Below are 12,424 nucleotides of genomic sequence, written 5' to 3'. Positions count from 1 at the left end.
TCTAAAATTGTTAATAAGTTGATTTACAATACGCGACAAAAAATATGTTGATAACTTTCTCTGAGAACGAAGATGACAAAAAAAAATCAGCTAAAAAACTAAAATATAAAATAATTAATAAAAACCTATATATCAGTTATTTACCTTGTAAAATTGTGGAAAACTTGCGCTAAAATTGATCTCTAAAAATAATTATTAACATTCCAAATTTATTTCAAAAAAAAGAACAAAAAAAGTAGTAAACATACTACAGATCAGTCTTAAAGGTCTAGAACTAAATTAACCAAAATAAAAGCGAAATACAACCTTTAGTTCATATATTTTTAATATTAAATTTATAAGAATTTAAAGTCTACTTAACAACATTACTCCATATCTTTCTAACCAATTCTGGAGCCATTGGAAAATAAAAAAATCTCATATCAACAAGCGATCGGAAAATCATTTTGTAACATAGCCGACAGGAAAATTTTAAAAAAGGACTTGGTTTTATATCATAAAAAAAAGGAAACCCGTTTAAAGAATTTCCTTTTTTTATGATATAATATAAGTAGTCCTATCTATCCAACCATCGTATGGGTAAATTTTCCATCACACATTTTCTTTCCCTCCTGCACAATTGCAGCTGCATCGTAATGAGAATTTCGCCATTGGGCACTCTGCTCGGCATGCTCTACAATTCGGTCAGGAATACCTAATCGTACAATCTGACTGTTGTAGCCATGGTCTGCCATAAATTCCAATACAGCAGAACCTATACCACCTTGTAGACAGCCATCTTCAACTGTGATTATCTTTTTAAATTTTTTAAAGACCTGATGCAATAGGACTTCATCCAAAGGCTTGGCAAATCGCAGATCATAATGTGCAGGATGTATTCCCAATTCATTCAATTGCTGTACGGCTTTGACGGCTTCATTACCGATAGCGCCGAAGCTTAGAATAGCAAGTTCTTCACCTTCGGTAATCAAACGCCCCTTCCCGATTTCTATTTCCGTAAATGGACGGCGCCAATCGGGCATTACGCCATTTCCTCTTGGATAACGAATGACGAAAGGCCCCTTATTAGGCAATTGGGCGGTATACATCAAGTTTCTGAGCTCTTCCTCGTTCATCGGAGCAGAAACGGTCATATTGGGGACACAACGCATAAATGCGATATCATAAGCTCCGTGATGTGTGGCTCCGTCCGCTCCAACTACCCCCGCACGATCCAGACAAAAAACAACATTCAAATTTTGTAGCGCGACGTCATGGATAACCTGATCATAGGCACGTTGCATAAATGACGAATAAATATTACAAAAAGGTAATAGCCCCTGTGTCGCCAGACCGGCACTAAATGTGACGGCATGTTGCTCCGCAATACCGACATCAAAGGCCCGGTCAGGCATTGCGTTCATCATGATATTCATTGAAGAGCCTGAAGGCATCGCTGGTGTGATACCAACAATTTTTTTGTTAGCTTCAGCAAGCTCAACCATCGTATGTCCAAAGACATCCTGGTATTTTGGTGCTACCGGTTTTTCACTGGAAGATTTTTTTATCTCTCCGGTAATTTTATCAAATAAGCCCGGCGCATGCCATTTCGTCTGATCCTTTTCGGCAAGCGCGAATCCTTTTCCCTTAATTGTTACAACATGCAGCAATTTTGGACCGGGTATATGTTTAAGATCTTCAAGCGTTTTGGCTAATTTCTTTACGTCATGTCCGTCCACCGGACCAAAATATCTAAAGTTCAATGACTCAAAAAGATTAGCATTCTTTAATAAAGTCCCTTTGATACTTTTCTCCAGTTTTTTAGCAATACCGAGTGCATTTGGTCCTACTTCAGAAATTTTTGTCAGCACAGCAGCGATATCATCCCTGAATCTATTGTATCGTTTTGATGTCGTAATGCTTGTCAAATATTCTTTCAGCGCGCCGACATTAGGATCTATCGACATACAATTGTCATTCAGAATCACCAATAGGTTAGATTTGGAGATACCAGCATGGTTCAATGCTTCAAAAGACATTCCACCTGTCAAAGCACCATCTCCAATAACCGCAATATGCTGACGATCTTTTTCTCCCTTTATTTGGGAAGCAACAGCCATACCCAAAGCTGCTGAAATTGAGGTAGAAGAATGGCCTACCCCAAATGCGTCATATTCTGATTCAAAACGGTTCGGAAAACCCGAAATTCCATTTTCAATACGATTCGTATGAAATACCTCGCGACGTCCAGTCAGAATTTTATGACCATAAGCCTGATGGCCTACATCCCATATCAATTGATCATAGGGTGTATTCATTACGTAATGTAACGCCACCGTTAACTCAACGACTCCCAAACTTGCTGCAAAGTGACCACCATTCACCGAAACCTGATCAATAATAAATTGACGTAATTCCTGGCTTAGTTGTTCTAATTGGTCTTCCTTTAGCTTTTTAAGATCAGAGGGATCGTTTATTTTACTTAATAGTTCTCCAGCCTCAAATTGCATAGTACTGCTATTTACATTAAATGTTTACACAAAGTAACGACAATTTTATTTAATCTTTAAAATAAATCGCATTTCCATATTGAGCTACAACAAATAAAAACAGCAATAGTTTTCATATGAACAATTGCAACAGATTTTATTATGTAAATTTGTATAAGATATGCAAGTAGAAGAAGGTTACGAAATCAAGCTTCCTCAATTTGAGGGACCTTTTGATTTATTACTATTTTTTATCGAGCGGGACGAACTGAACATTCATGATATCCCTATTTCGAAAATTACCGATGATTTTTTGTCTTACGTAAGTCAGATGCAGGCACTCAATATGGAGATGGCCAGCGAGTTTATTTTTGTAGCCTCTACATTGATGCGTATAAAAGCAAAGATGCTACTGCCGAGACCGGATCTGGATGAAAATGAAAACGAAATAGATCTGAGAGAAGACCTCGTTCAGAAACTTATTCTCTATAAGCAGTTCAAAGAGGTCTGCGAAGGCCTCCGGGTGATGGAAGAAAACCGTCTGCAGTTGTATAGCAGAGGCAATATCCATTATGATATACGCCAACAACTTCAATTGGATGCTACAGGTGAAAACCTGGATAGCTTTGATCTATACGGCTTGATGATGATCTATGAACAAATGATGTATCAATTTCGCAATAGGCCACCCGAGGTAACACATACTGTTGTGAAGTATCCCTATACGATTGAACAACAGAAAAAAGCGATAGCTGAACTTATCGAAATTAATAAGAAATTAGATTTTCAGGAACTATTGAAAAACTCCGAAAATAAGGTTCAATTTGTCTATAATTTCCTGGCAATTTTAGAAATGCTCCAACAGCGTCTTCTACAGATTGAAGTAGGATTAGGCTACAACAATTTTAATGTCGAAGAGCGGGATCCGAAACAGGAGGATCTGGTACTCGAAGAAGAATTAGAACAATAAAAAAGGTTGTCCGCCAAGCTGGACAACCTTTTTTATTATCGTCTGAATATTTCAATATCTAACTTCTTCCATATTCATTCATTGAAAACTTGCTGTTCTCTTTAGCTATCTTAATTTAATCCTTCTTTTTGAAAGCATTCCAGCCCTGCGCCGTAATTGGATAAAGATTTCCGGATTTAGAAATCATTTCACAGCCTTCTGATGCAGCCGTCATGTAGCCTATAATACTGATATCGGGCAAATTCTTGATCTTATCGTGATCTGCCTGTGCTATTGTAAACAGCAGTTCATAATCCTCACCCCCATTTAATGCTGCTACCGTCGGGTCAATACCGAATTCACGTCCGGTATCGTAGGTCATCTGGTCCAATGGAATTTTTTCTTCATACAATCTACAACCTTTATCAGATTGTCGACAGATGTGAAGTATTTCGGAAGCCAAGCCATCAGAAATATCCATCATTGACGTAGGTAGGATATCTAATTTTGCAAATAACTCCACAATATCCTTTCGTGCTTCCGGTTTTAACTGACGTTCAACAATATAGTCTTTACCCTCCAGATCCGGCTGCACATTGGGGTTTTCCAAATAAATATCTTTTTCTCTTTCCAATAGTTGCAGTCCCATATATGCTGCTCCCAAATCGCCGGATACACACAATAAGTCGCCTTCCTTCGCACCGTTGCGATAGACAATCTTATCCGCGTCGGCATAACCAATACTCGTAACGGATAGAACAAGACCTTGGGCCGAAGCCGAAGTGTCCCCCCCAACCAAATCGACGTTATACTTCTTACAGGCGATCAAGGCTCCCTGATAGATCTCTTCTACGGCTTCCAGTGGAAATTTGGAAGATAACCCGATAGAAAACGTAATCTGTGAAGCTATTCCGTTCATCGCATAGATATCGCTCAAATTGACCTGTACGGCCTTATATCCCAAATGCTTTAAAGGGACATACCGCAGATCAAAATGAATACCTTCCAAAAGCAAATCGGTAGAAATCAAGGTTTTCTTTCCTTCAAAATCCAATACCGCTGCGTCATCACCAATTCCCTTAATGGTAGATTTTTCGGTCAGCTCCACTGCTTTACTGATATAGTCAATTAAACCGAACTCCCCCATTTCCTCCAAATTGGTGCGTTCAGTATTATCAAAATCAAACATGTTAAAAAATTTAAAATTTTAAACTATCATATAATGCTCAAACAGGTATCTCATACCGCTATGGTTTAGCTCCGTTAATAGCACTATAAAAATAATAATCGATATGAAAACCAACCTGTTATCATATCGATTATCATCAAAAATTATACAATTTATTACAATCCCAAACTTGCTGATATCTCCAACATACGCTCAATAGGCCGTTGTGCGCGAAGTATGACGTCTTCAGGAAGTAAAATTTCAGGCGATTCATATTTCAAACAATTATAAAGCTTCTCAAGCGTATTAAGCTTCATGTGAGGGCAATCATTACATGCACAGGCATTGTTTGGTGGTGCAGGAATAAAAGTCTTCCCTGGGCTTGCTTTCTGCATCTGATAAAGAATTCCAGATTCTGTGGCTACAATATAAACCTGCGCATTATCTGTTTGCGTAAACTTAAGCATCCCCGATGTGGAACCCACATAATCCGCTTTAGCCAAAATATGGTCTTCACATTCAGGATGGGCAATAAACTTAGCTTCAGGATATTCACTCTTCAGGCGATCAATTTTATCTTGAGAAAAAATTTCATGGACCATACAAGCACCGTTCCATAACACGAGATCACGGCCTGTTTTTTTCTTTACATAAGCTCCAAGATTACGATCGGGTCCAAAAATGATCTTCTGATCTTTCGGGAGACTCTCCACAATTTGGACTGCATTACTCGACGTACATACAATATCCGAAAGTGCCTTTAATTCGGCAGTACAATTGACATAGGTAATGACCAAATGGTCTGGATACTGTTCCTTAAATTTAGCAAACAAGTGTGGTGGACATGAATCCGACAACGAACAACCAGCTTTAGCATCCGGCAAGATCACCTTCTTTGTGGGCGAAAGTATCTTCGCTGTCTCCGCCATAAAATGTACTCCGGCAAAAACAATTAAATCGGCATCTGTCTTTGCAGCTTCCTGGGACAAGCCTAAACTATCTCCAATATAGTCTGCAATATCTTGAATTTCAGATTCCTGGTAGTAATGTGCCAAAATTACAGCATTCTTTTCTTTCTTCAATCGTTGGATTTCAGCTACCAAATCCAATGAGGGGTCAATCGGAGCATCGTTATATCCTTTTGCCTGAAGCTCATAATTTACAATTTCCATGCGGGTACTTTCAACAGTTTATGAACAGCAAAAATACGCATTGTTACATATATAAAAGTCAATAAAAAGCAAATTAATCAAATATGTAGCTGAGCAATAGTAGGAAGATATTGTAAATTTTTAATTAAATTATTATCATTAAAATAAATATACAAAGATATCACCCAATTTAAACCCTTTTAGAGTCGGATATTCAGAAAACTGCCGGGCAATATACCCTATATAAAAAGCTCAGCGGGCTTGCACCAAAATCTTTCCCACATAGAAAATGACTTTCTCTCCATTTTCCGCCTATTGAACGTTCTTAGGCATGATACAAAACAAGCAAAAATATAGCACAAACGGAAGCTTTATTTATTAACATTTCACATGCTGTTATCGTTTTGTGCCCGCCAGAATTTAAAATTTGCCACGAGAAAAAGAAAGAAAAAATATATGAAAAGCTCAAAGGCTTTAATAGGAAAGGTGCTGTTACTGTTTCAAACGGGTAACAGCACATATTACCATAGCATATCTAACGACAACCAATGAGCTGCAACAGCATTATGGCTGCTTCCGTTATAAACTCGCTCAGAATTGAATATTTACATACAATAGCCTAATGGGATGCTTTTAAGAAAACCTAAAAGACTTTATTTCGATAAAATTTACAATTTGAGTCCATAAAATTGGAAGGAAATACATTAGGTTTAATTTTTCAATTATCAGATCTCAATTAAAGTCCATGAGAATCGGATATTTTCAATAAATTATAGTATCATATCGTACAATTGATTGTGAGAGGCCTCAAATTGAAAAACAGCACGACACATACTTTAACATATTAAAAGCGAAATTATTCGCGGTAGCCAGGCAAAGACAGCTATCTGGGCTAGGATAGTTTCGAGCAGCTTTGAATAGCGAAGATTAGTTTAACAGTTTATTCGGTGCTTTCGTACTTCAAAGTCGTTTAGGATACGATTATTCTGTAAAAATTGAAAATAAAAAATTATAGCGCAAACTGGCGGGGTTTATTTTATCCATGAAATCATAAGAAGCAAAGTTAACGCCCATTAGAATGCGATATTTGCGCTGTTATTGGCTGAATAAAATTTTATGAAAATCTAAACCAGCTTGTATGAAGAGCTTTAAACACATTATTTTTCGGTTCAATAGGTTTTGAATGAATAAGTTGAAAAAAATCTCAACTAGGCAATGCTAGTGATATCCTACATGAATAGAGAATAGTACAGCTTAAATTTTATTTTATTAATTTATAAATTAATAAAATTACAATAAGTTTATAAAAATTATTAATATTTATTTTAAACAGCAAAAATAGGGCTTTACAATCCATTAAATTTGATAGAGCATTTAAAATAAAAATCTATCGCAATCAGGAGGACTTTATTTTTAAAATAAACCCTTTGACATTCCTCTAAAAAATTTATTATAGCTGATAATGGTAATTATCAAAATCTAAAAGACTAAATTATATTTTTTTTAAGCTCCCAATCGATACTGGGGTCGCAAATATAGTAAGAATCTTCATTCCACAATAATTTTTTAAAAATAATCTCCACAAATTTGATCCATTTGGCATTTGCTAATGGAGGCGATTCAAAGATTTATTGCAAAATCTTTTATCAAGCCGCTTAAAATCCAATAATCAATCAAAACGGCATTTTCAGAAAAAATATTCAATTCTAATTGAGTTTAATTGTATTAAAATTGATAACAAACCCTCCAGAAATTGCATAATTGCCGAAAAATCCTACAAAATTTCAAATATTGCAAAGAAATCGACTATAAGCTGATCTCCGAACAGATTTGCCAGATTTTATGCCCATAAATACACATTTTGAAATCTCCACTGGTAAAAATTAATTCCGATTGATCCAAAGTCACTTAAAATACCATAAAATCTTAAAAATTTATAAAAAAATCTAATATGCAAATCTAAATCGCTTTAGAAAAACGAAAACAGCATATCGATAAAATTCAAATTTAAATATTCCATAAAAATTCATCGAAAACGCTCTCTGCACAGCATATATTCAATTTTTTTTATAAAAAAATTGAATATCCAAACCTAAACGGCTCAAAATGCATATTTTTTTCAATCTCGAAAATTTCAAAGCCTTTCAGACTTTGATAAAATTAAAATAAAGCTACCAAAGTCTAAATAATTTAGTCTAAACGGCTCAAAAACCAATTTCTGGGCTTAAAGACATAAAAATGCCGATACAAACCCTTTTATAATTCCATAAAAAGTTGTTTAAAAAGTTTTAAAAAAAATATTCCATTCTAAAAAGGTCTAAAATACCTCAAGAATCTAGTTATCGAAAATAAAGCCGTTTAGAATTGAATATTTCAAAAGGGGAGTTTATCCCTTTCCAAATATCGTAACCTAAATAGGTTTGATTCGATGTTGACAAAGCTAAACAAAGATTCTCGAACGTATTCCACAATCTTTTTTTTCAATAAATACTAATATTTTAAATTAAAGATTCTCTTATTGTTTATTAGGGTGTGGAAAAGTGGTATAAATTGATCTGAATCGATTTTGATTTGCGGTTTTTATAGAGTTTTCAACAATTTTTCAACAGAATTTTTGCTTTAAAGAGCTGATTTTTAAAAATCTAATTTTTGACGTTTTTAATTTTCCATAATTTTTTGTTGAATAGTCGCTGTCGAGAAAATGTGGAAATCTATCAAATTTTATGCGGAAAAATAATTGGAATTCGTGCTGTGAATAGGGGATCTGTGGAATGTTAAATACTTTTCATTTTTATTTAACCTTTTATTTACACGTTTTCCACATTTTTCGTTAATTTCAACCATCACTTTTGGGGATAGTTTGTGAATTTAAAATATATGGCAGATAGAAAGGTAGATTTTTTGGTCATTGGATCAGGTATTGCCGGATTGAGCTTTGCGTTAAAGGCTTCAAAATTTGGTAAAGTGTTGATAGTCACGAAGTCCAATGAGGATGAGTCTAATACAAAATATGCGCAGGGGGGAGTGGCTGCCGTTGTGGATAAGTCTGATAGCTTCGAAAAGCATATCATTGATACTCAGATAGCTGGGGATGGATTATGTGATGTGGAAATTGTGGAAAACGTCGTTAGGGAAGCACCGGATCGAATTGCTGAACTTATTTCCTACGGAACCTCATTTGACAAGGAAGAATCGGGGGTATATGACCTGGCTAAAGAGGGCGGGCATTCGGCTCACCGTATTCTTCATTATAAGGATATAACAGGTTACGAAATAGAAAGAGCATTGTTGGAACAGGCTCACAGCGATCCCAATATTGAAATTGTCACACATTATTTTGCCATTGATCTGATTACCCAACATCATATGGGGGAATATGTGGATAAGAATAGGGAGGATATTACCTGTTATGGTATCTATGCTTTCAATACTTCATCCCACCTCGTGGACAAAATTTTAAGTAGGGTGACTGTCATGGCTTCCGGTGGAGCTGGTCACGTGTACTCGAGTACAACTAACCCGACTATTGCTACCGGTGACGGTATAGCCATGGTTTACCGGGCTAAGGGCAAGGTGCGCAATATGGAATTTATGCAGTTTCATCCCACTTCATTATATAATCCTAAGGATTCTCCGGCATTTTTGGTGTCTGAAGCCGTTCGCGGTTTCGGAGGGATTCTTAGACGGGTGGATGGTGAGTCTTTTATGGAGGAATATGACGAGCGGGCATCATTGGCTCCCAGGGATATTGTGGCACGCGCTATAGATGCCGAGATGAAAAAATCGGGTATAGATTATGTGTATTTGGATATTACCCATAGGGATAAGGAGGATATCATTAAGCATTTTCCAAATATTTATGAGAAGTGTCTTTCCATCGGATTGGATATGGCGACAGACTTTATACCGGTCACTCCGGCAGCACATTATTTATGCGGGGGAATTTATGTGGATGATTTCGGAAGAAGCAGTATACGCAACCTGTACGCTTGTGGGGAGTGTTCGTCAACCGGACTACATGGGGCAAATCGTTTAGCTTCGAATTCTTTGCTGGAAGCCCTTGTATATGCGCATCGCATCTTTTTGGATGCGACCAAAGCGATTGAATCCATACATTATGTTACTAATGTCCCGGATTGGGATGACTCCAAGACTTCACTTTCTAATGAGGACATTTTGGTTAGCCATAACTTGCGCGAATGTCAGAAAATTATGAGTGACTACGTAGGTATTGTCCGGTCAGATTTTAGATTGGAAAGAGCCCTAAAGCGTTTACATTTATTATATGCGGAAACGGAGGACTTTTATCGTAACACGAGGCTCTCTGTGAAGCTTTGTGAACTGCGTAATGTGATCCAGGTAGCTTATATTGTAACCAAATCGGCTATGCTGCGGAAAGAGAGTAGGGGCCTGCATTATACGACGGATTATCCACAACACTCAACTGTATTACAAGACACAATATTTTAGGACATATGGCACTTATTTTACCCGTTGTGGACAAGTCTCCATTGATCGCAGAAGAATGCTTTTTAGCACCCAATTCGACTATTGTTGGCGATGTGGAGATTGGGCACCATTGCTCGGTATGGTTCAATGCAGTGATCCGCGGAGACGTTAATTATATTCGTATAGGCCATTATACGAATATCCAGGATGGCGCTGTTATTCACTGTACTTATCAAAAGTGCGGGACTACCATTGGTAATTATGTGAATATCGGGCATCAGGCAATGGTGCACGGATGTATCGTGGAGGATTACGTGTTGATCGGAATGGGCGCTATCGTCATGGATAATGCAGTGGTGGAATCCAATGTAATTATTGCAGCGGGGGCTGTTGTTTTGGAGAATACGCGTTGCGAGTCCGGTTTTTTATATGCCGGCGTTCCGGCTAAAAAGGTAAAAGCGCTGACTGAAGAGCAGAAAGCGCTTTTGCAGCAGTTGCCGCACAACTACGTATTATATAGTTCCTGGTTTTAGCTTAAACGTATTAGCAATACAATTTTGCCTTTATTTTTGGCCGTGACCTTGACTTTATTCCTTTTTGAGGGCACTTATTGAAAAGCTATCTTTTTGTTCCCAGTTTGCACGTATCGTGAAAACCTTGTTTAAATAAACAACGGGTTCTGGAAAAGTCTTCTTTTCAACATCTCCGGTATCCCATATGCCGTTGTCATTGTCATCCCGAATGACACGTATGGTATATTTTCCCCCTGGAAATTGTTTATAAACTACTGAAGCATTATTGCTGTTGATTTTATCAACTCTATATATTTTATCTTTTTTCTCATTGATCAGTTCGACAAGGTAGGTTGTGTTGCTATCCAGATCGGTGAAATCAAATGTTAGATCCCCATAGTTTTCGCTATCGTCGTATGTCAGATCGAATTTTTTCTCTTTATTTTGTTCCCCGAAATATCCTGTTATGGCACCTTCGGTAAATTCTATTTGATATTTTTTATCCTTTTTCCAATTATAACGGATATGGTAAATATTGGAATCATTTGTATCCACTGCCAATTGATAATTTGTTCTTACAAGCGAGTCTTCTTTGAATTTTAGCTTTGCCTTATCTATATTTTTTATCGGTGTAAAGGCTGATACCTGAAGGTGATTGATTCTGTCCACTTTTCCATTATTTGGTGTAAATTGCGGATCAATGACCTGTTCAATTTTTACGTTTCCCCTTCTGACGAGAATGGTATCCAAAGGTTTTTCATTTTCCGTTAGAACGAGTTTTAAAGAGTCTATTTTTAGGTTTGGCAGAAACAAGGTCGCGGAATCAGAGCTCTTCGAGAACCGCACTATTTTATCCTTGTTGTTGACTTCATCATTCAGAATATTCAGTTTGGGTTTATCCACTCTTCTATTGAAAATGAGCAGTACACTACCATTTTTTTCAAACTTCTTTTCCTGGGTGCGGAATTTCTTTGGAATTGCTTTAAATATTTCGAGATTGATATTGCTAAGATCTCGCTCCAATACGATGGAATCTTTTAGAAAACCTATTTCTTCATCAGGTGCATTATAGATTCGGTCATTGTTCTTTTCCTGGAGCGCATAGATACGATATGTTCCTTCGCGGAGATTATTGAGTTTATAATTTCCGGCAGTATCCGTTGTTGTAAAAATATTCGCTTTCTTTTTTCCGAAAATTGAATCTTGACTGATGGGGATTAGAAGAACTTTAACCTCTTTCAGGACTTCTTTGGTCATTGCACTCTTTACATTGCCCGATATACTGAGCGAGTCAATTTTATCACCCGTTGCAAATACATAAGCATAATTTACCAATGCATTTCCTGCATTATAATCTACCAGTCCTTTACCAAAATAAATGCTATAGGTTGTATTTTTTTCCAGGGAATCAGGTAAGGTGATTTCCAGATTTTTTTTCTTGATTTTGAACTGGGGGGTACTTCCCATATCAGGTGTGATACTGAATTCCTTTTGCTGATTGGCCAACTTGACATACTCATCAAATGTGATGACTATTTTTTTCTCCGTAAAATTCTTCGAAAAGTTCGTAGGACTTTCCTGTAGAATTTTTGGTGGAATGGAATCTTTGGGCCCCCCTGTCGGCTGTTGTATACTCGCACATTGTATTGACAAGCCAATGAGCATTATAAACATGCTTAAAATAAGTAATCTCGTTTTTAAGCTACTTTTTAGCCTCTCTGAACTAC

Annotated in this window: 7 protein-coding genes; 3 read left to right on the top strand and 4 right to left on the bottom strand. The window is 36.8% G+C overall.

Translation table 11 applies throughout. The features are described 5' to 3' along the window. Positions 1-560: 560 nt before the first annotated feature. Positions 561-2,489, bottom strand: a complete 1,929-nt coding sequence (gene dxs, locus G6053_RS30535) for a 1-deoxy-D-xylulose-5-phosphate synthase (protein WP_165309525.1) — start codon at positions 2,487-2,489, stop codon at positions 561-563. Between the two features lie 160 nt (positions 2,490-2,649). On the opposite strand from dxs, the gene G6053_RS30530 reads away from it, so the two are divergent. Next, positions 2,650-3,438, top strand: a complete 789-nt coding sequence (locus tag G6053_RS30530) for a segregation/condensation protein A (RefSeq protein WP_108635418.1) — start codon at positions 2,650-2,652, stop codon at positions 3,436-3,438. A 115-nt stretch (positions 3,439-3,553) separates the two neighbouring features. On the opposite strand, the gene thiL is transcribed toward G6053_RS30530, so the two are convergent. Together thiL and nadA are read right to left on the bottom strand one after the other, a co-directional pair. Then, complete coding sequence (gene thiL / locus G6053_RS30525; RefSeq protein ID WP_165309524.1) at positions 3,554-4,606, bottom strand: thiamine-phosphate kinase; 1,053 nt, start codon at positions 4,604-4,606, stop codon at positions 3,554-3,556. Positions 4,607-4,761: 155 nt separating this feature from the next. Continuing rightward, a complete protein-coding gene (nadA, locus tag G6053_RS30520) occupies positions 4,762-5,757 on the bottom strand; it encodes a quinolinate synthase NadA (protein WP_108635420.1) in 996 nt (331 codons plus the stop codon). Between the two features lie 2,856 nt (positions 5,758-8,613). On the opposite strand from nadA, the gene nadB reads away from it, so the two are divergent. Continuing rightward, a complete protein-coding gene (nadB, locus tag G6053_RS30515) occupies positions 8,614-10,206 on the top strand; it encodes an L-aspartate oxidase (protein WP_108635421.1) in 1,593 nt (530 codons plus the stop codon). 5 nt (positions 10,207-10,211) lie between these two features. Next, the gene (locus G6053_RS30510) at positions 10,212-10,718 is read left to right on the top strand and encodes a gamma carbonic anhydrase family protein (protein WP_165309523.1); all 507 of its coding nucleotides are present in this window, start codon (positions 10,212-10,214) and stop codon (positions 10,716-10,718) included. Positions 10,719-10,772: 54 nt separating this feature from the next. Here G6053_RS30510 and G6053_RS30505 read toward each other — a convergent pair whose 3' ends face one another. Beyond that, on the bottom strand, positions 10,773-12,371 hold the full coding sequence (locus tag G6053_RS30505) for an Ig-like domain-containing protein (protein ID WP_241254890.1): 1,599 nt from the start codon (positions 12,369-12,371) through the stop codon (positions 10,773-10,775). Positions 12,372-12,424 lie beyond the last annotated feature (53 nt).

The organism is Sphingobacterium sp. DR205, assembly GCF_011064245.1.
In the GTDB taxonomy this organism is placed as follows: domain Bacteria; phylum Bacteroidota; class Bacteroidia; order Sphingobacteriales; family Sphingobacteriaceae; genus Sphingobacterium; species Sphingobacterium athyrii.
This window is presented reverse-complemented; position numbering and strand designations above follow the sequence as displayed.